At 69.6% G+C, this 19,724-nt stretch carries 18 protein-coding genes and 1 pseudogene; 9 read left to right on the forward strand and 10 right to left on the reverse strand.

Going from position 1 to position 19,724, the window contains the following annotated elements; all coding sequences use genetic code 11:
• Together EPN51_RS15900 and nadA are read right to left on the reverse strand one after the other, a co-directional pair.
• A complete protein-coding gene (locus EPN51_RS15900; protein WP_293044260.1) occupies positions 1 to 1,581 on the reverse strand; it encodes an L-aspartate oxidase in 1,581 nt (526 codons plus the stop codon).
• A complete protein-coding gene (gene nadA, locus EPN51_RS15905; RefSeq protein WP_293044262.1) occupies positions 1,578 to 2,630 on the reverse strand; it encodes a quinolinate synthase NadA in 1,053 nt (350 codons plus the stop codon). The genes EPN51_RS15900 and nadA overlap by 4 nt, the downstream gene beginning before the upstream one ends.
• A gap of 46 nt (positions 2,631 to 2,676) precedes the next feature.
• Between nadA and EPN51_RS15910 the strand changes: the two genes are divergently transcribed.
• Positions 2,677 to 3,402, forward strand: a complete 726-nt coding sequence (locus EPN51_RS15910; protein WP_293044263.1) for an NUDIX domain-containing protein — start codon at positions 2,677 to 2,679, stop codon at positions 3,400 to 3,402.
• A 161-nt stretch (positions 3,403 to 3,563) separates the two neighbouring features.
• Positions 3,564 to 4,904, forward strand: coding sequence for a lipase family protein (locus EPN51_RS15915; protein ID WP_293044265.1), 1,341 nt, complete (start codon positions 3,564 to 3,566; stop codon positions 4,902 to 4,904).
• On the opposite strand, the gene EPN51_RS15920 is transcribed toward EPN51_RS15915, so the two are convergent.
• The 3 genes from EPN51_RS15920 to bioB all read right to left on the reverse strand — a co-directional run bounded on the left by EPN51_RS15920 (position 4,899) and on the right by bioB (position 6,874).
• On the reverse strand, positions 4,899 to 5,477 hold the full coding sequence (locus EPN51_RS15920; RefSeq protein WP_293044347.1) for a DUF2567 domain-containing protein: 579 nt from the start codon (positions 5,475 to 5,477) through the stop codon (positions 4,899 to 4,901). The two genes, EPN51_RS15915 and EPN51_RS15920, sit on opposite strands and share 6 nt — an antisense overlap.
• 98 nt (positions 5,478 to 5,575) lie before the next feature.
• A complete protein-coding gene (locus EPN51_RS15925; protein ID WP_293044266.1) occupies positions 5,576 to 5,815 on the reverse strand; it encodes a hypothetical protein in 240 nt (79 codons plus the stop codon).
• Between the two features lie 21 nt (positions 5,816 to 5,836).
• On the reverse strand, positions 5,837 to 6,874 hold the full coding sequence (gene bioB / locus EPN51_RS15930) for a biotin synthase BioB (protein ID WP_293044267.1): 1,038 nt from the start codon (positions 6,872 to 6,874) through the stop codon (positions 5,837 to 5,839).
• 133 nt (positions 6,875 to 7,007) lie between these two features.
• On the opposite strand from bioB, the gene EPN51_RS15935 reads away from it, so the two are divergent.
• From EPN51_RS15935 to EPN51_RS15950, 4 genes are all read left to right on the forward strand, one after another.
• On the forward strand, positions 7,008 to 7,199 hold the full coding sequence (locus tag EPN51_RS15935; protein WP_293044269.1) for a hypothetical protein: 192 nt from the start codon (positions 7,008 to 7,010) through the stop codon (positions 7,197 to 7,199).
• Positions 7,200 to 7,312: 113 nt separating this feature from the next.
• Positions 7,313 to 9,145: a hypothetical protein gene (locus EPN51_RS15940; protein WP_293044270.1), complete on the forward strand. Its 1,833-nt coding sequence runs from the start codon at positions 7,313 to 7,315 to the stop codon at positions 9,143 to 9,145.
• A gap of 4 nt (positions 9,146 to 9,149) precedes the next feature.
• Positions 9,150 to 9,512, forward strand: a complete 363-nt coding sequence (locus tag EPN51_RS15945) for a hypothetical protein (protein ID WP_293044272.1) — start codon at positions 9,150 to 9,152, stop codon at positions 9,510 to 9,512.
• Entirely contained in the window at positions 9,509 to 10,873 is a 1,365-nt protein-coding gene (locus EPN51_RS15950; protein WP_293044273.1) for a hypothetical protein, read from the forward strand. Before EPN51_RS15945 ends, EPN51_RS15950 begins: the two co-directional genes overlap by 4 nt.
• Before the next feature lie 133 nt (positions 10,874 to 11,006).
• Here the strand turns inward: EPN51_RS15950 and EPN51_RS15955 are convergent, their stop codons facing one another.
• From EPN51_RS15955 to EPN51_RS15975, 5 genes are all read right to left on the reverse strand, one after another.
• A complete protein-coding gene (locus EPN51_RS15955) occupies positions 11,007 to 11,516 on the reverse strand; it encodes an isoprenylcysteine carboxylmethyltransferase family protein (protein WP_366509448.1) in 510 nt (169 codons plus the stop codon).
• Positions 11,517 to 11,871: 355 nt separating this feature from the next.
• The gene (locus tag EPN51_RS15960) at positions 11,872 to 12,381 is read right to left on the reverse strand and encodes a 2'-5' RNA ligase family protein (RefSeq protein WP_293044276.1); all 510 of its coding nucleotides are present in this window, start codon (positions 12,379 to 12,381) and stop codon (positions 11,872 to 11,874) included.
• Positions 12,381 to 13,061, reverse strand: coding sequence for a dethiobiotin synthase (bioD, locus tag EPN51_RS15965; protein ID WP_293044277.1), 681 nt, complete (start codon positions 13,059 to 13,061; stop codon positions 12,381 to 12,383). The genes EPN51_RS15960 and bioD overlap by 1 nt, the downstream gene beginning before the upstream one ends.
• 9 nt (positions 13,062 to 13,070) lie before the next feature.
• Positions 13,071 to 14,228 (reverse strand): 8-amino-7-oxononanoate synthase, encoded by a 1,158-nt coding sequence (locus EPN51_RS15970; protein WP_293044279.1) that lies wholly within the window; start codon positions 14,226 to 14,228, stop codon positions 13,071 to 13,073.
• 117 nt (positions 14,229 to 14,345) lie between these two features.
• The gene (locus EPN51_RS15975) at positions 14,346 to 15,650 is read right to left on the reverse strand and encodes an adenosylmethionine--8-amino-7-oxononanoate transaminase (RefSeq protein ID WP_293044280.1); all 1,305 of its coding nucleotides are present in this window, start codon (positions 15,648 to 15,650) and stop codon (positions 14,346 to 14,348) included.
• 62 nt (positions 15,651 to 15,712) lie between these two features.
• Here EPN51_RS15975 and EPN51_RS15980 point away from each other — a divergent pair, with 62 nt between their 5' ends.
• From EPN51_RS15980 to EPN51_RS15990, 3 genes and pseudogenes are all read left to right on the forward strand, one after another.
• Positions 15,713 to 16,186 carry a hypothetical protein gene (locus EPN51_RS15980; RefSeq protein WP_293044282.1) on the forward strand — a complete coding sequence of 158 codons (474 nt, stop codon included), beginning with the start codon at positions 15,713 to 15,715 and terminating at the stop codon, positions 16,184 to 16,186.
• A gap of 333 nt (positions 16,187 to 16,519) precedes the next feature.
• A pseudogene (gene ripD, locus EPN51_RS15985) lies at positions 16,520 to 17,179 on the forward strand (NlpC/P60 family peptidoglycan-binding protein RipD); the annotation flags it as partial.
• 337 nt (positions 17,180 to 17,516) lie between these two features.
• Positions 17,517 to 19,694, forward strand: a complete 2,178-nt coding sequence (locus EPN51_RS15990) for an acyltransferase family protein (RefSeq protein ID WP_293044283.1) — start codon at positions 17,517 to 17,519, stop codon at positions 19,692 to 19,694.
• Positions 19,695 to 19,724 lie beyond the last annotated feature (30 nt).

Consider the following 19,724-nt stretch of genomic DNA (forward strand, 5'->3'; position numbering starts at 1 on the left):
TCACACCACCGCCGCCAGCGCCGCCACCAGCACCGAGGTCCGGTCGTCGGACAGTCGCAGCACATTGCTGCGCGCCTGCTCGGCTGCGGTCTGCGGGTGTTCCTCGCGGTGGTGGCAGCCCCGGCTTTCGGTTCGGGCCAGGGCCGCGGCGGTGACCGCGCGGGCGGCGACGGCCAACGCGACGTCTTCGAAATCGCGTCGGCCCGCGACGGCGCGGACCTCAGCCTGCGACAGCATGGTGGACAGCCGGGTCATCCCGGCGGCGTCGCGCACCACCGATGCGTACCGGCCCATCGCGCGTTGCAGTTCGCCGCGCTCGGGCGCGGTGTGCACGACGGGCTCGGGGGCGACCGCAAGGACGGGCCCGACCGCCGCCGCATGCGCGGCCGCCGCCTTGCCGGCCCGACCGCCCACCACCAAACCTTCCAAGAGGCTGTTGGACGCCAACCGGTTGGCGCCGTGCAATCCGGTGCGGGCCACCTCACCCGCGGCGAACAGTCCGGTCAGCTCGGTTTGGCCGCACACGTCGGTGACGACGCCCCCGCAGCTGTAGTGCGCCCCGGGGACAACCGGAATGGGTTGGCGGACGGGGTCGATTCCGGCGGCCCGGCAGGCGGCCGTCACGGTGGGGAACCGGTTTGCGAAGTCCCCGATGTGGCGCGCATCGAGGAACACGCACGAGTCGCCGGTGGCCTTCAGCCGAGCGTCGATGGCCCCGGCGACGACATCGCGGGGCGCCAGGTCACCCATCGGATGAACACCGGCCGTGACGGAATCTCCTTGCCGGTCAATCAGTCTCGCACCCTCACCGCGGATGGCCTCGGTGACCAGCGGCCGGCGCCCGCCGGCGGCGCCGGGGGCGAAGAGCATCGTGGGGTGGAACTGGATGAACTCGAGATCGCTGACCGCGACGCCGGCCCACAGGCCCAGGGCGATTCCGTCGCCGGTGGATCCTTCGGGATTGGTGGTCGCGCCGTACAGATGCCCGAGGCCTCCGCAGGCCAGGATCACCGATGGCGCGCTGATGATTCCGTATCCCTGCGGGTTGCCCGCCAGGACGCCGGTGACGGCCGCTCCGTCGTGCAGCACTCGCAGGGCCACGTGCCCGGTGCGGATGTCCAGCGCCCGCGCGGCGTGGTCGAGCGCGCGCTGCACCTCGGCGCCGGTGGCGTCGCCGCCGGCATGGACGATGCGCCGCCGTGAGTGCCCGCCTTCGCGCGTCAGCGCCCACTGGCCGGGGGCGGCTTCGTCGAATCGTGCTCCGGCACCGACCAATTCCGCGACCGCCGCGTACCCGTCGGCGACGATCGAGTAGACCGCCTGGGGATCGCACAGGCCCGCGCCGGCGACCACGGTGTCGGCGACATGCGCCTCGATCGAGTCGTCATTGTCGGGCAGGACGACCGCGATGCCGCCCTGCGCGTAGTGGGTCGCGGTCGCCCCGCGCGCCTGATCGGCCTTGCTCAGCACGACGACGCTGCGGCCAGCGCGATGGGCGGCCAGCGCGGCGGCCAATCCCGCGACGCCGGTGCCGATCACGACGACGTCGGCGCGGTGAGTCCACCAGGGGCGGACGGTCATTCGCCGCCACCGCCCGGCTGCCCGATCTCGATCATTCGCTGCACACTGCGCCGGGCGGCGGCGGCGATGTCGGGGTCGACGTCAACTTCGTCGGCGCCCTCGACGAGGCAGCGCAGCAGGGCTGCGGGCGTGATCATTTTCATGTACTTGCACGCCGCCTTCTCGTTGACCGCGCGGAAGTCGACGTCGGGGGCCGCCTTGCGAAGCTGATACAACATGCCCACCTCGGTGGCGACCAGCACCTGCCTGGCGTTGGTGGCACGGGCGGCGTCCAGCATGCCGCCGGTGGACAGGATCTGCACGCGGTCCTCCGGGAAGGCGCCCTCCCCGGCGAGATAGAGCGCGGAGGTGGCGCAACCGCACTCGGGGTGCACGAACAGTTCGGCATCGGGGTGGGTGTGGGCCTGCTCGGTGAGTTCCTCGCCGTTGATCCCCGCGTGCACGTGGCATTCGCCGGCCCACACGTGCATGTTCTGCCGGCCGGTGATGCGGCGGACATGCGCCCCGAGGAACTGGTCCGGGCAGAACAGCACCTCGCGATCGGGATCGATCGACTCGACGACGTCGACGGCGTTGGACGAGGTGCAGCAGAAGTCGGTGAGCGCTTTGACGGCGGCGGTGGTGTTGACGTAGGAGACGACGACAGCGTTGGGGTGCTCGTCCTTCCAGGCGCGCAAGTCGTCTGCGGTGATCGACTCGGCCAGCGAGCAGCCGGCGCGCTGGTCCGGGATGAGCACGGTTTTGTCCGGGCTGAGGATCTTGGCGGTCTCGGCCATGAAGTGCACGCCGCAGAACACGATGGTGTCCTCGGGTGCCTGTGCGGCCACCCGCGCCAGCGCCAGCGAGTCGCCCACGTGGTCGGCGACGTCCTGGATCTCGGGCAGCTGGTAGTTGTGGGCGAGCACGGTGGCGCCGCGTAACTTCGCCAGCCGGCGAATCTCCGCGGCCCACCGCGCATCAGCGACCACACCGGAGTATCCGGTGGGTGAATCCGTGATGTCGGCAACCATGTCTTTGGCGAGCGTGTCCATGCGATTGGTCACCGTCATGGGGGCTCCTTTCAGGCCAGGAGGTTTTCGACTTATAATCGAAAACATGGCCCATCGTAGCACCGCCCACGAAGTGCTCGCGGTCGTGTTCCAGGTTCGTAACGCAACCGAGCAGGTTGCGAAGGGGCGCCAGACAGCGAAACCGCAGCTTAACGTGCTGTTATGGCAGCGTGCCAAGGACCCGCAACGGGGCGCGTGGTCGCTGCCGGGCGGACAGGTGGGCAACGACGAGGACATGATCACCTCGGTCCGCCGCCAACTCGCCGAGAAGGTCGACCTCAAAGAGCTGGCACATCTGGAACAGCTCGCGGTGTTCTCCGACCCGCACCGGGTGCCGGGCGCCCGGATGATCGCGTCCACCTTCCTGGGCCTGGTGCCCTCCCCCGCCAGCCCCGAGCTACCCCCGGACACCCGCTGGCATCCGGTGAACCGCCTGCCGCCGATGGCCTTCGACCACGCCCCGATGGTGGACAACGCCCGCACCCGGCTGATCGCCAAGCTGTCCTACACGAACATCGGCTTCGCCTTGGCGCCAAGGGAATTCGCGCTCTCCACGCTGCGCGACATCTACGGCGCCGCGTTGGGCTATCAGGTCGATGCCACGAACCTGCAGCGAGTGCTGGTGCGGCGCGGGGTCATCACCGCGACCGGCACCATCGCGCAATCCGGCCGCAGCGGCGGACGACCTGCCGCGCTGTACCGGTTCACCGACGCGGCGCTGCGGGTCACCGATGAATTCGCCGCGCTCAGGCCGCCCGGGCTCCCCGGTTAGGCTGGCGGAAATGAGTCCCCGGGTGACGCGGGGGTAAATCGATTTCAGTGGCGCACCCGACCCACCTGCAATGACGAGAAGTCGCTCACAGCGCGGCGATTACGCTTTGGTTACCTGCCGTTCGTGCGCGAGAATGCGGGGTGGCCACGAAGGGAGCCTCAATGGCTGAGCTCGGCAACCTGGCAGGCACGCACGGTGCGGAATGGATCGCCCGGCCGCCCCACGAGGAACTGCAGCGCAAAGTGCGCCCGCTGCTGCCCTCGGACGACCCGTTTTACCAGCCGCCGCTGGGCTTCCAGCACGCCGAGCCCGGGACGGTGCTGCGCTCGCGCGACGTCGAGCTGGCGTTCCTCGGGCTGATCCCGCAGTCCATCAACGCCGTCCAGCTGCTCTACCGGACCATGGACATGCACGGCGAGCCCGAGGCAACCGCCACGACGGTGATCGTCCCGGCCGACCTCGCTCCCGGGCGCCCCTGCCCGGTCCTGTCGTACCAGTGCGCGATCGACGCCGTGTCGTCACGCTGTTTCCCGTCCTACGCGCTGCGGCGCCGGGCGAAGGCGCTGGGGGCGATCGGCCAGTTCGAGCTGTTCCTGATCGCCGCCGCCGTCGCCGAGGGCTGGGCCGTCTCGGTACCCGACCACGAAGGCCTCCGCGGCCTGTGGGGGGCGCCGTACGAGCCCGGCTACCGCGTCCTGGACGGCCTCCGGGCCGCGCTGAGTTCGGAGCGCCTCGGGCTGTCCGCGTCGGCCCCGATCGGGCTGTGGGGGTATTCCGGTGGCGGCCTGGCCAGCGCGTGGGCGGCCGAAGTGTGCGCCGAATACGCGCCCGAGCTGGACATCGTGGGGGCGGTGCTGGGCTCCCCCGTCGGCGACCTGGGCCACACCTTCCGCCGGCTCAACGGCGGCTTCCTGTCGGGGCTGCCCGCGCTGGTGGTGGCCGCGCTCGCGCACATCTACCCCGATCTGGACCGGGTGATCAAGGAGCACGCCAACGAAGAGGGGCGCGCCGTGCTCGACTCGCTGGAGAGTATGACGACCGTGGGAGCGGTCGTGCGCATGGCCGGCAAGAACGTCGGCGACTACCTCGACAAGCCGCTCGAGCAAATCCTGTCCACGCCGGAAGTGACGTACGTCTTCGACCACATCAAGCTGGGCGCCGCGGTCCCGACGCCACCGGTGTTGATCGTGCAGGCCGTGCACGACTACCTGATCGACGTCCACGACATCGACGTGCTGGCGCATACCTATTCGGCGGGCGGCGCGCGGGTCACCTACCACCGCGACGCGTTCAACGAACACATGATGCTGCACCCGCTGTCGGCGCCGATGACCTTGCGCTGGCTGACGGATCGCTTCGAGGGCCGCCCGCTGACCGAGCACCTGGTGCGAACCACCTGGCCGACGATGTTCAATCCGATGACCTACGTCGGCATGGCCCGACTGACCAAAATCGCGGCCAAGGTCGTCACGGGCCGCAGGATTCGCCGCCGCCCGCTATGACATGGTCGCTTCCGCCGCGTCGCCGCCCCCAACCGGCAGCGCATCGGAAGGCCGAGCCGACGGCGGAAACGCCCCCAGGTCGTCGCGGGCGTCCGCGGCCACCCGCACGGCATACACCAGGGCGGCGATGCCGACCGGCCACAGCAGGCTCACCGCGATCTGCAGGGGACGATCCGAGAAGAACACCGGCGGCGCCTCGGTGACGTACGCGACCGAGGGGCTTGTGGTCAGGGGTACCGCATCGAAGTCCAAGGCGCCGTAGCCGAGCCGGACCAGCCCGGCCCCCACCGCGGCGGCGACGGCGGCGGCGGTCGCCATGCCGACCGACAGGGCGATCACCATTCCCGGGCCGCGGTGCCGGCGCCACTGCCACGCCCACACCGAGGCCACCACCGCCAGCACGGTCATCAGTCCCAGCATCAGGGCGGGCGCGACGAAGAAGTGCTCGGACTCGGTGCCCAGATAGTCATGAACCCGCTCACCCGAGCGGGTGAGTGCCACCACGGCGTGGATCGGCGGGGCGATCCACGCCCACAGTGCCCCGATCGACACACCGGTCGCCGCCGAGCCCAGGCCGACGACGAGGAGTGCGCGCGCCCATGCCCGACGGGGAACACCGGCTGGATCGGGGGCGGCGGGGCCTTCCGAAACATCCGTCTTGGCTTGCTCGCTCACCGTTGCGTCTCCAGGTCGGCGGAGTCGACCTCACCGTGCCGCGAGCAACGCGCCCGCCAGCCGTCGGGACGAACCTGCACCACCATCTTGCGCCCGCACGCCGCGCAGAACCGGGGCGGCTCAAGACCCAACTGAGCCGCTGTCGGCACGACAGTGCCCCCTAATTCCCCAGTGTAGACGTTGTAGACGCCGGCGCTGACCGCAGCGCCCAAATCGCCAGCCACAAGTGTGTCCAACCCTAGCCGCGGCGAGCCGGCTTACAAAGTGGCATTGAGCCCCTTGAGGGGCATCTGCAGATCGCCGAGCAATTCCAGGTCGGATTCGGCCGGACGACCCAGAGTGGTCAGGTAGTTGCCGACGATCACGGCGTTGATGCCGCCCAGTATGCCCTTCTTGGCGCCCAGGTCGCCCAGCGTGAGCTCGCGGCCTCCGGCGAAGCGCAGCATGACGCGTGGCAGCGCCAGCCGGAACGCGGCCACCGACTTGAGTGCCTCGCTGGCCGGGAGCACCTCGAGATCACCGAACGGGGTGCCCGGCCGGGGGTTGAGGAAGTTCAGCGGCACCTCGTCGGGGGCGAGTTCGGCGAGTTCGGCGGCGAATTCCGCGCGCTGCTCCAGCGTCTCGCCCATGCCGAGGATCCCGCCGCAGCACATTTCCATGCCGGCGTCGCGCACCATCGACAACGTCTCCCAGCGCTCCTCCCAGGTGTGGGTGGTGACGACGTTGGTGAAATACGAGCGCGCGGTCTCGAGGTTGTGGTTGTAGCGGTGCACACCCATCGCGGAAAGCTGCTCGACCTGCTCGGCCGTCAGCATCCCCAGCGAGCAGGCGATGTTGATGTCGATTTCGTTGCGGATCGCCTCGATGCCGGCCGCGACCTGGGCCATCAACCGCTCGTCGGGCCCGCGTACGGCGGCGACGATGCAGAACTCGGTCGCACCGGACTTGGCGGTCTGTTTGGCCGCCTCGACCAGGCTGGGGATGTCCAGCCGGGCGCTGCGCACCGGCGAGTCGAACAGGGCCGACTGGGCACAGAAATGGCAGTCCTCCACGCAGCCACCGGTTTTGAGGCTGATGATGCCCTCGACCTCGACCTCGGGGCCGCACCAGCGCATCCGCACCTCGTGGGCCAGCGCCAGCAGTTCGTCGAGCCGCTCGTCGGGCAACTGCAGTGCCCGCAGCACCTGGTCACGGCTCAATCCCTGGCCGTCCTGAAGCACCTGTTGCCGGGCCACCGCCAGGATGTCTTTGTCGCTGCCGGTGTCGGCCGCCGGTCGAGTTGCCGCTTGAGTCACCAGGTACTCCCTTGCCTCTTTCTCGTGCCCGCGCGCGGGAACACATCTGCCCCGTGATGGTGCAGCCTGAACGAAAAGGTGTTCAAAATAGGGTAACGGCCGAAGAACTCGGCCCACCCCTGGGTATACGACCATGGTGACTCCGCACGTCGAGTATTTGGCGCACCACTACCTGCTGCTGGCAGCGCCGGCATTCCTGCCTGCGGTGATCGTCGTTGCCGTGGTCTTGTACATCGCCCTGCGCGACCGTCGGGCAGGCCGCGACACCACGGTCGCCACCAAAGACGCATCGATGCCCGACGCGCCCGACAAAGAGTGTGATTGACGGGCGCCGGATCGGGGCATTAAACAACCAACCACGAACCTACTTGACAGTAATGAACGGTTGACTTCAATCGGATCCTCCGGGGCGACCCGGCGCGGTTGGGAGGCACGGCGATGCGGTCGAACGAACTGACGATTGTTGCTGAGGCACCGGCACGTGGCGCGGGGTTGAGCCAGGTGATCGGGCTCTCGATCGCCGCGGTGGTGATCACGGTGCTGATGCTGTGGGTGGGACACGCCCACCGCACGCACCGCATCGGATGGTTGACCCGGGTCGCGGACAAGGTGGGTGAGAAGTTCCACCGGCCGAATTGGGTTGCCCTGCCGGTGCTGGTGTTCACCACGTCGATCATCTGCGCGCTGTTCGGGTTCATCTGGGACGTCAGCTGGCATATCGGCAACGGCCGCGACCCGGGCCCGTTGGCCAACCCGGCGCACTACTTCATCATCATCGGCCTGTTCGGGGTGTTCTTGGCCGGCATGGTGTCGGTCGTGCTGCCGTTCGACAAGCCCGGCCCGGCGGCGGTGCGCATCACGCGCAATTGGCACGCACCGGTCGGCGGTGTGCTGATGGCCGGCTGCGGGCTGTACGCGATGATCGGGTTTCCCCTCGACGATGTCTGGCACCGCATCTTTGGTCAGGACGTAACACTTTGGGGCCCAACACATTTGATGATGATCGGCGGCGCCTGTTTTTCTCTGTTCGCGGTGCTGATGCTGGAACGCGAAGGCGAGGCCGACGAGGGCGAACAGGTCCACCACGGCGTCTTCATCACCTTCCTGCGCTACCTGTCCTTCGGCGGCATGTTCATCGGCTTGTCGGTCTATCAGATCGAATACGACTTTGGCGTCGAGCAATTCCGCCTCGTCCTGCAGCCGATGATGATCGCCGCCGCGGCGGCGCTGGCCGCTGTCGCCGCCCGCATCACCATGGGCCGGGGAGCCGCCCTCATCGCGGCCGTCTTCGCCATCGCCCTACGTGGCGGTGTCGCCGTGCTGGTTGGGCCGATCCTGGGGGCTCCGATCAACTGGTTTCCGCTGTATCTCGGCCCCGCGCTTGCGGTCGAGTTGATCGCGCTGACCCCGCTTCTCAAGCGCCCCATCGCTTTTGGCGCGGCCGCCGGCCTCGGCGTGGGCACCGTCGGGTTGTGGCTGGAGTCGCTGTGGATCGCGGCGGTGTATCACTACCCGTGGCCTCTCGGCATGTGGGGCGAGGCCCTGGCCATGGCGGTGCCGGTCGCGATGCTGATGGGGATGTGCGGCGCGCTGTTCGGCATGGTGCTCACCGGGCAGCGGCTCCCGGGCCGCGCCCTCGGCATCTCGGTGGTGGTGGTCACGGTGTTGGTGATCGGCGGGGCGGTGGCCAACGGGTTGCATATCGTGGTGCCGCGCCAGAACAATGCCGCCATCACGCTGACCGATCTGCCCAGCGCGCCCGGGCATCGCATGGTGTCGGCCGACATCCAACTCGCACCGGCCGACATGGTCAGCCAGCATCCGGAGTGGGTGAGCGTCCTGTCCTGGCAGGGCCGGATGGAGAACGATCGCGGTCTCCAGATCGACCGGCTCGACAAGGTCGGCCCCGGGCATTACCGGTCGACGCGGCCGCTTCCCGTGTGGGGTTCGTGGAAGACCCTGCTGCGGGTGCAGGACGGCCACACGATGACCGCGGTGCCGATCTACGAACCGGCCGATGAGGCCATTCCGGCGCCCGAGGTTCCGGCGTTGTCGGCGATGAACCGGCCATTCGTGCAGGAGATCACCATCCTGCAGCGCGAACGCGACCAGAACGCCCCGGTCTGGTTGCTCACCGCCGGCTCGATCGTGGTCCTGTTCCTGACGCTGATGGTGATCGCCGGCCTGACGTGGGGGGCGGGCCGGCTGGGCAATGCCGTCACCGCGCCGGAGCCCGTCGAGGACAAGCAGCGGATCCCCCGGGCGGCCTAGGGCGATGACGATCCGCGACACGCTCATCGCGGCGTGGGTGGCGACGCTGACCTGCGGCCTGGTCGCCTGCGGCGGCTCCACGAGTACGTCCCCGGCGGCACCCCTGGTGGTCGACGTGACCATCGCCAACGGGCAGGTGACCCCGACCAACACCACGCTGCAGGCCACAGTGCACCAGCAGATCACCCTGCACGTGACCAGCGATGCCACCGACGAGCTGCACGTGCATTCGACGCCCGATCACAAGTTCCCGGTGGCGGCGGCGCCCAACCAGACGTTTGAGTTCGCCGTCGCGGTGCCCGGCAACGTCGCGGTGGAACTGCACCATCTGGATCGCACTATCGCCAATATCCAAGTGCAGCCGTGACCTCCGCCCATGCGGCGGTGGTGCTCGCCCATGGTCTCGGCGGGTCGGGCGACCTTCCGGTGCCCTACGCCTACGCGATGGTCGGGGCGGCATGGGCGCTGACGTTCACTTTTGCCCTGGTCGCGTTCGCGTGGCGACGGCCACGGTTTGATCCCCTCAAGCCGGGCCGACCGTTGCCGGCGGCGCTGACGACGTTCGTCGACGCCCGGGTGACCCGCTGGACCGCCGCGGCGGTGGCGCTGGTGTTCGCCGTATGGGCGGTGGCGGCCGGCATATGGGGTCCCGATTCGGAGTCCAACGCGCTGCTCGGCGCGCTCTATGTGTTGCTGTGGGTCGGGTTGGTGGCGCTGTCGTTGGCCGTCGGGCCGGTATGGCGGGTGATTTCGCCGATGCGCACGGTGTATCTGCTGCTGCGGCGCGTCACCCCGGAGCGGCTCGGGCGGCCGCGGCTGTCGTACCCGGAGGGCTGGGGCTATCGGCCTGCCGCGCTGGGGCTGTTCGCCTTCGTGTGGATGGAGCTGGCCAACCCCAACCCGGCGTCTTTGCCCTGGGTCAGGGGGTGGGTGGGCAGCTACGCGCTGCTGATGCTGGGCGGGGCGTGGCTGTGCGGGCAGCGCTGGCTGGCGCGCGCCGACCCGTTCGCCGTGTACAGCATGGCCGTCTCCCGGCTGTCGCCGTTTCGCCGCAATCGGGAGACCGGAAGGATCGTCGTCGGGAACCCGCTCGACCATCTGCCGTCGTTGCCGGTGCGCCCGGGCGTCGTCGTGCTGCTGGCGGTGCTGCTCGGGTCCACGGCGTTCGACAGCTTCTCGGCGTCGCCGACGTGGCGGGGCTTCGCCGATGAGCTCACGCGTGCGTTCGCCGCTCCCCCCACGTTGGCGTCGTCAGCGCTGCGCACGGTCGGACTGATTGTATTCATTTGCGTTGTGGCACTGACGTTTTCACTGGCCGCGCGTGCCACCGGCGGCGTCAGCCGCGGGCGACGCCGCGAATTGCCCGGCGAGATGGCGCATTCGCTGATCCCGATCGTGGTGGGCTACATCTTCGCGCACTACCTGTCCTACCTGGTGGAGCGCGGACAGCAGGCGGTGTTCGCGTTGGCCGACCCGTTCGGCCACGGCTGGAACCCGCTGGGGTTGGCGCACTTACACGTGGCCTACGTCTTGTCCATGCACCCGCCGGTGCTGGCCGCCATCAAGGTGACCTGCGTGGTCACCGGGCACATCGTCGCGGTGATCGCGGCCCACGACAAAGCCTTGCGGCTACTGCCCGCCGGCCATCAGCTCACCGGGCAGCTGACCATGATGCTGGTGATGGTCGGCTACACCTTCACCGGTCTGTATCTGCTCTTCGGTGGGTAGGTGTTGCGGCGCACGCTCCGACGCAACCGCACAACGGGCTGAAGCCGGTTGCTGTCGGGCGGCTAGAGCCGAGCCGGTCCGGAGCGCGACGAACGCTGACGTCCGGGCGGGGCATCGAATCCAGCGGGCGACGTCATGTTGGGCCGGGCGTCCATGGGCGCAGTCGGGGGAACCACGCGGGCACCGCCTGCCGATAGGCCTGGTATTCGGTCCCGAATTGGCGCTGCAGGGTGGGTTCTTCGTACCAGTGCACGAACGAGGCCGTCGCCGCCCACATCACCGCGGCGTAGATGAGGACGCCGAGACTGCCGAACAGCAGGGCCTGGCCGACGACGGCTACCAGCAGCCCGATGTACATCGGATTGCGGACATACCGGTTGAATCCACTGACGACGAGTCGTCGAGGCGCAGCGACGGGTAGGGGGGTGCCACCCGCCTTGGCGAACTCGGCGAACGCCGACACCACCGGCACCAGGCCCACACAGATCAGCAGCACCCCGACGATTTGGGCGATCACCCAATGTGGGAGCGGCTGGTGGCATTGCCAGCCGGTGATCAGCCAGGGGATCAGTCCGGCGAAGGTCCCCGGGGCGACGAGAAAAAACGCCGCGCTGCCCAGCGCCGCAGTCGTTGCACGCATCATGCTCTCCTTCACTCAGAGCCTGTAAACCGCGCGTTCCCAACGGCTTTCACGCCAGATACGGCGACGATGTCAAGCCGCTGGAAGTCGGGTGGCTTGCTGACCCGGCACACGTCCAGGCTAACGACACGAACCGAGACAAGTCAACGACTGTAGAGTTTCTGGGTTATGCCACCGATAGGACGCCGGAAACCCCGACGCCCGAAGCGGGATCGTGGCTACCGCGCACCCCTGTTCGCCGACCACGACGACGTCGGCGCCCGACCTAACCCGGTCACGACGTGGGAGCAGCCCTCGCACCAGTGATCCGCGCCCACCCGCGCGAACCGTCCGGTATTGACCAACGCGACCACTGTGGCTAGCCGATCAGGTGCTCGGCCTTTTTGGTGCCGTCCCAGCGGCGCAAACCCGCGAAGCTGCCGTGGATCTGGGCGGGCCGGCCGGCGATACGCAACGCGCGCACGAGTTGGGGGCCGCCGACGCGGCGGGCCATCGTGACGTGCCCGGTCCACTGACCGGGCAGGCTGTTGGGCATCGGGCCGGGCACCAGATGCGGGGCGCACAGCCGGTGCACCTGGGCGTGCAGGGCCAACAGCTCACCGGTCGGCACCACGAGCCGCGCGAAAACGGCGCTGCCACGGCCGAACAACACCGGCGCACCGATCAGGCAGCGCAGCGGTAGCTGTTTGCTCACCGGGTCCAGCAGCGCGTCGACGCCGGCGGCGATGCCTTCGGCCACCACCAGCGTCACGTGCGGCCGGCTGGCCGGTGCCTGGCTGGGAATTCCAGCCGCGGCCAACGCTTCCCAGATGTTCCGGATCGCCGCCTCGGTGTCGCGGTCGAAGATCAGCTCGATGGAGTGGACCATCAGCCGACCAGCGTGGTGACCCAGTCGCAGTCGAAAGCGTTGGCGCACAGCGCCGCGAAGTCGGCGGCGTCCATCGATGCCGCCCCCGCGGGCAGCGCGGCACGCACCGTGTCCAGCCGCGCCAGCGCGGACCGGTTGGACGTCTCCACCACCCCGGCCCGCCGGGGCCAGCTGCCGATCACCAGCCCGGCGCACGAGATATTTTGCGCGGCAAGCGATTCCAAGGTCAGCGCGGTGTGGTTGAGGGTACCCAGCGCCGCGCTGACCACCACCAGCACAGCGGCACCCAGCCCCGAGGCGAGATCGCGTGCGGTGACGCCGTTTTCGCCGAGTTCGACCAGCAGGCCCCCGGCGCCCTCGACCAACGTCAACCGTCCCGGCCGGTCCAACTCTCCGATGAGCGCCAACAGCTGCTCGCGGGTGGGTAACGCCATCCCGGCGGCCTCCGCGGCGGCGACCGGCGCCAGCGGTTGTGGATAGCGGGCGAACCCGGCCAGCTCCGTCACCCCGGACAGCCGGGCCACCTCGGCGAGGTCGTCGTCGCCGTCGTCGGTGCCGGTCTGGACCGGTTTGCACACCGCCACGTCGATACCGGCCCGACGGGCGTGACAGGCCAGCGCCGCGGTGACGACCGTCTTGCCGACCCCGGTGTCGGTGCCGGTGACGACCAGGACCGTCACCGGCGCGCTCTATCCAAGCCCGGCAAGCACATCGGTGAGCACCCGGCGCGCGACGTCCAGCTCGGCGTCGTCGAGCGACGCGCGCGCGGTCAGCCGCAGCCGCGAGGTGCCGGCGGGCACGCTCGGCGGCCGGAAGCATCCGACGCGCACACCCGCGTCCAGGCAGGCGGTCGCGGCGGCCACCGCGACATCCGGGTCGCCCAGAATCACCGACACCACCGCCGACTGCGGCACGTCACGCACCCCGCAGACCTGGGCCAGCGTGTGGGCGTGGCGCAGCACGGCGTCCGCCCGCCAGGGCTCGGCCCGCAGCACGCTCAGCGCGGCGCGCGCCGCACCCGCCGCCGCGGGGGCCAGGCCGGTGTCGAAGATGAACGTGCGCGCCGCGTCGATCAGATGGGCGCGCACCGACGCCGGCCCAAGGACCGCGCCGCCCTGACTGCCCAGCGCCTTGGACAGCGTGGTCGTCAGGACCACGTCCGGCGCGCCGGCCAGCCCGACCTCGTGCAGCAGCCCGTGCCCGCCGCCGCGCACCCCCAGGCCGTGCGCCTCGTCGACGATCAGCAGGGCCCGGTGCCGGCGGCACACGTCGTGCAGTTCCCGTAGCGGCGCCAGCGCGCCGTCGGTGCTGAACACCGATTCGGTGACGACGACCGCGCGTTCCTCGTCGCGTGCCCGCAGCGCCGCCTCCACGGCACCGACGTCGCGATGCGGCGCCACCGCCACCCGCGCCCGCGACAGCCGGCAGGCATCGACCAGCGAGGCGTGCGAATACTCGTCGGAGACCAGCAGCGAACCCCGGCCCGACAGGCCGACGACGGCGCCCAGGTTGGCCGCGTATCCCGAGGAGAACAGCAGTCCCGCGGCCGTACCGACGTAGTCGGCGAGCTCGGACTCGAATTCCTGGTGCAGTTCGGTGTCCCCGGTGACCAGGCGGGACCCGGTTGCCCCGGCACCCCACAGGCGCAGCGCGGCGACCCCGCCGTCGATCACGTCGGGGTGTTGTGACAGCCCCAGGTAGTCGTTGGAGGCCAGATCCAGCTCGGTGGCCACGGCCGGGCGCGGCCGCAGTGAGCGGCGCAGCCCGGCGTCGCGGCGCTGCCGTTCCACCGCCTCCAGCCAGGCCAGCGGGGAAACGTCGATCGGTGCCTGCGGGGAGGCGTTCATAGCGGTTCAGCCTAATGGCGATCGCCAGCACGGCGACGCCGGGCGCAGCGGGTCGCCACGCAACGGACCCGTGGCGATCGCCAGCACGGCGACGCCGGGCGCAGCGGGTCGCCACCGCTAGCCAACGAGCCGGGCCACCTGCACCATCGCCGAGGTGATCCGGGCGATCTCGTCGGGCGTGCAGATGTAGGGCGGCATCGCGTAGACCAGGTTGCGAAACGGGCGCAGCCAAACACCGTGGTCCAGCGCCGCCGGGGTGGCGACGGCCAGGTCGACCGGCCGCTCGCATTCGATGACGCCGATGGCACCGCACACCCGCACGTCGGTCACCCCGGGCAACGCCCGGGCGGGTTCGAGTCCGGCCGACAGCCCGGCGCCGAGCTCGGCGACCCGCGACCGCCAGTCCTGCCCGAGCAGCACCTCCACGCTGGCCACCGACACCGCGCAGGCCAGCGCGTTGGCCATGAACGTGGGGCCGTGCATGAGCGCGCCGGCCTCGCCGGCGCTGATGGTGTGGGCGATGTCGGTGCTGCACAAGGTGGCGGCCAGGGTCAGGTATCCGCCGGTCAGCGCCTTGCCGACGCACATGATGTCCGGGCTGACGCCGGCGTGGTCGGCGGCGAAGAGCTCGCCGGTGCGCCCGAAGCCGGTGGCGATCTCGTCGAAGATCAGCAGCACGTCGTGCCGCCGGCAGATCTCGCGCAGGTCGCGCAGGTACCGGGGATCGTGAAAACGCATGCCGCCGGCGCCCTGCACGACGGGCTCGACGATGACCGCGGCCAGCTCGGCCGCGTGCCGGGCCAGCTGCTCCTCGAACGCCGCGCTATAGGCCGCGTCGTAGCCGCGCGGTACCTGTGGGGCGAACACCTGGGCGGCCAGAACGTCGGTCCACAGCGAGTGCATGCCGCCGTCGGGGTCGCAGACGCTCATCGGCGTGAAGGTGTCCCCGTGGTAGCCGCCGCGCCAGGTCATCAGCCGGTGCTTGCCGGGCCGGTCGCGGCTGCGCCAATACTGCAGCGCCATCTTCACCGCCACCTCCACCGACACCGACCCGGAGTCGCTGAAGAACACCGTCTCCAGCCCCGCCGGGGTGATCTCCACCAGCAGCTGGGCCAGCCGGGCCGCGGGTTCGTGGGTCAGCCCGCCGAACATGACGTGATTCATCGCGCCGAGCTGGGCGGATAGGGCCGCGTCCAGCACCGGGTGGCCGTGCCCGTGGATCGCCGTCCACCAGGAGCTCATGGCGTCGAGCGCCTCGACGGGCTCGCCGTCGCGGATCAGGGTCAGCCGGGCGCCGCGCGCTCCGACGGCCACCACGGGCGCGATGGATTCGGCGCCGATGGTGCTGTACGGATGCCACAGGTGCGCGGCGTCGATCGCGCTGATCTGCTCGGGCGTCAGCCCGGCCTTAGCCGCGGGCATAGTGATCGAGGGTAAAGCAGCCGATTCGCGCAAAACCGGGCCGTCGGGAAGCATGGGACATCATGGCCATGCCGCACCAGCCCGACAGCGCAGCGCCCGCACCGGTTCCGGAGGCTGGCCGGTCCGGGGACATCCAGCGCTCGTTGGTGGATTACGACGCCGAAGCACCCGTAGCGCCCCGGGTGCTTCGGGTGCGGCTGGTGGCGTGGGACGTCGTCGGCACCGTCGCCCTGCTGGTCCTGCTGGCGGTGCTGGCCACGGCGACGACCTGGCCGTCGCGGCTCTTCGGCTTCCTGGCGAATGTCTGCGAGGACGAAACCTGCGGGCCGGTTCCCTTTGGCCTGGATTTCTACATCCACCCGGTGGTGTGGGGCGGAATCGGCGCGGCCCTCGCCGCCGCCGTCATCGGCCCGGTCGTATCCATCCTGAAGGGCTGGTACATGTCGTTCTGGCCGGTTCTGGCCCTGGCGCTGGTCATGGTCAGCTCGGTGGCCGGATCGATGCTGACGCTTTTCAGCGAACGCTATTGGCTCTGATCGCGTCGCCACCGCCGCCCTGTGGCGGCACCCCTACCTCGTAGCCGGCTGAGACCGAAATCACAACTGCGCATACGGGATTGGGGCGCACCAGTCACCGTCCGGTCACGGTACGACAAAAAATCCCCTGGGGACCTGGCGGCTAACACCATCTGTTGTCAGAGTGGCTGTTGTGACTGATGTGAATACGCCGGTTCTGACCGGCTGATTCACTTCGCAAGTGCCATGGACGGCGCGGCCCCAGCGTGGAGGCCGTCGCGTGGTTCATGAACCGGGGGCGGACGCGCGAGGTCACCGCGTCGAGGCCCCATGAGCGCCTGAGAGGCCAGGAAAATGAAACGCATCTACGCCTTCGCGATCGGTTTGGCCCTGCTCGGGGCGCCGATGGTGGTTCCCACCGTCGCGACCGCCGACCCGGGCGCCAGGTCGATGGACTATCAGCAGGCCACCGACGTGGTGATCGCCCGCGGTCTGTCGCAGCGCGGCGTGCCGTTCTCCTGGGCCGGGGGCGGCATCAACGGCCCCACCCGCGGCACCGGTACCGGCATCAACACCGTTGGTTTCGACGCCTCGGGGCTGATGCAGTACGCGTACGCCGGCGCCGGCGTCAAATTGCCGCGTTCCTCCGGTGCGATCTACCGGGTCGGCCAGAAGATCACCCCGCAGCAGGCCCGCAAGGGTGACCTGATCTTCTATGGCCCCGAGGGCACGCAGAGCGTCGCGATGTACCTGGGCAACAACCAGATGCTCGAGGTCGGTGACGTCGTGCAGGTCTCGCCGGTGCGCGCCAACGGCATGACGCCCTACATGGTCCGCATCCTGGGGGCTTCCGCGCCGACACAGCAGGCGCCCCTGCAGCAGCTGCCCAGCCAGCAGGCCCCGACGCAGCAGTCGCCGTACACGCAAGCGCCGCAGCAGCAACTTCCCGCCCAGCAGGCGCCGCTGCAACAGGTACCGACGCAACAGGCACCGTTGCAGCAGGCACCGGTGCAGCAGGTGCCCACCCAGCGTGCTCCGCTGCAACAGGCACCGCTACAACAGGCCCCGGTGCAGCAGGTGCCCACCCAGCGTGCTCCGCTGCAGCTGGCGCCGACGCAGCAGGCACCGCTGCAGCAGGCCCCGGTGCAGCAGCTGCCCACCCAGCAGGCGCCGCTGCAGCCGGCCGGCGCCGGTCTCACGCGGTAGTTTCCCCGGTCGTTCCGGCCGTCCGACACCCGCAGCTCGCTCCCCCGCCGCACGGCGCGCAGACGTTCAGTGACCCGCTGAACGGCCTTCCCGCCGCGCGCGGTCGGGAGCGGGTGGCGGGTTTTGGGTAAATTGGCGGGCGATCATGCAGACCCTGACACGTTCTCCTTCACCGGTAGCCGCCGCCCATCCGGGCACTGCGGGGGCCCGTACAAAGGCGGCGCGGGGGTTCTATCGCTACGACCTCGACGGCTTGCGTGGCATCGCGATCGCGCTGGTCGCCGTGTTCCACGTCTGGTTCGGCCGGGTCTCCGGCGGCGTCGACGTGTTCTTGGCGCTGTCCGGATTCTTCTTCGGCGGCAAGATCATTCGCGCCGCGTTGAACCCGGCGGTCACCCTGTCGCCGGTGGCCGAGGTGATCCGGCTCGTCCGTCGCCTCGTTCCGGCCTTGGTCGTCGTGCTGGCGGGTTGCGCGATGCTCACCATCCTGGTTCAGCCGGAGACCCGCTGGGAGACCTTCGCCGACCAAAGCCTGGCCAGCCTCGGCTATTACCAGAACTGGGAGTTGGCCAACACCGCCTCCGACTACCTGCGGGCGGGCGAGGCCGTCAGCCCGCTGCAGCACATCTGGTCGATGTCGGTGCAGGGCCAGTTCTACGTCAGCTTCCTGGTGCTGATCGCCGGCCTGGCCTACCTGTTCGGGCGCGCGCCGGACACCCGGCTGCGGACCCTGTTCGTGGTGGCGCTGAGCGCCTTGACGGTGGCGTCGTTCGTCTACGCGATCATCGCGCATCAGGAGAACCAGACGGCCGCCTATTACGACAGCTTCGCCCGGGGATGGGAGTTGTTGCTGGGCGCGCTGGTCGGCGCGCTGGTCCCGCGCGTCCGCTGGCCCATGTGGTTGCGCACGGTGCTGGCGACGGTCGCGCTGGGCGCGGTGCTGTCCTGCGGGGCACTGATCGACGGCGTACGGGCGTTCCCGGGCCCGTGGGCCCTGGTGCCGGTCGGCGCCGCCATGCTGATGATCCTCGTCGGCGCCGGCCTGACGGGCGATCGTGGCGCCGCTGGCCGGTTGCCGCTGCCGAATCGGCTGCTGGCGACGCGCCCGCTGGTCGAGCTGGGCGCCATGGCGTATTCGCTCTACCTCTGGCACTGGCCGCTGCTGATCTTCTGGCTGTCCTACACCGGCCACAAGCACGCCACGTTCATCGAAGGCGCGGTGTTGCTGCTGGTTTCCGGTGCGCTGGCCTATCTGACCAACCGGCTCGTCGAGGACCCGCTGCGCTACCGCGCATCCTCGAAACCGGCGCCCCGGCCGACGGCGCCGACGACCGCGTGGCTGACCCGCCTGCCGAAGCCGACGCTGGTGCTGGGATCGGCGGTCGTGCTGCTGGGCGTGACCCTGACCGCAACCTCGTTCACGTGGCGTCAGCACGTCACGGTGTTGCGGGCGGCCGGCAAGGAGCTCAGCGTCCTCAACCCGCAGGACTACCCGGGCGCGCGGGCCCTGACCGAACACGTGCGCGTGCCGGCGTTGCCGATGCGGCCCACCGTCCTGGAGGTCAAGCAAGACCTGCCCGCCTCGACCAAGGACGGCTGCATCAGCGACTTCGTCAACCCGGCGGTGGTCAACTGCACCTACGGCGATCCGGCCGCCGAGCGGACGATCGCGCTGGCCGGTGGGTCGCATGCCGAGCACTGGCTGCCCGCGCTGGACATTCTGGGCAGCCTGCATCACTTCAAGGTCGTGACCTATCTCAAAATGGGCTGCCCACTGTCGACCGAGCAGGTCCCGCTGATCATGGGCAACAACGCCCCCTATCCGCAGTGCCGCGAGTGGGTGCAGGAGACGATGACCAAACTGGTCACCGACCGGCCCGACTACGTCTTCACCACCACCACCCGGCCGTGGAACATCAAGACCGGCGACGTGATGCCCGCCACCTATATCGGGATCTGGCAAACGTTGTCCGACAACAACATTCCCATCCTCGGGATGCGAGACAGCCCGTGGCTGGTGAAGAACGGCCAGCCGTTCGACCCGGCGGACTGCCTGGCCAAACGGGGCGCCACCCCGCAGTCGTGCGCGATCAAGCGGTCCGACCTGCTCTCCGACCGCAACCAGACACTCGACTTCGTCACCGAGTTCCCCCAGCTCAAGGTGCTCGACATGTCGGACGCGATCTGCCGCGCCGACGTCTGTCGACCGGTCGAGGGGAACATCCTGGTCTATCACGGTGCCCATCACCTGGCCCCCACGTACGTGCGGACCATGGCACCCGAACTGGGCCGCCAGATCGCCGAGAACACCGGCTGGTGGTGAGCCGCTTCGCGGACAGCCGTCACGTTCGTG

This window comes from Mycobacterium sp. (genome assembly GCF_004298145.1).
Classification (GTDB): domain Bacteria; phylum Actinomycetota; class Actinomycetes; order Mycobacteriales; family Mycobacteriaceae; genus Mycobacterium.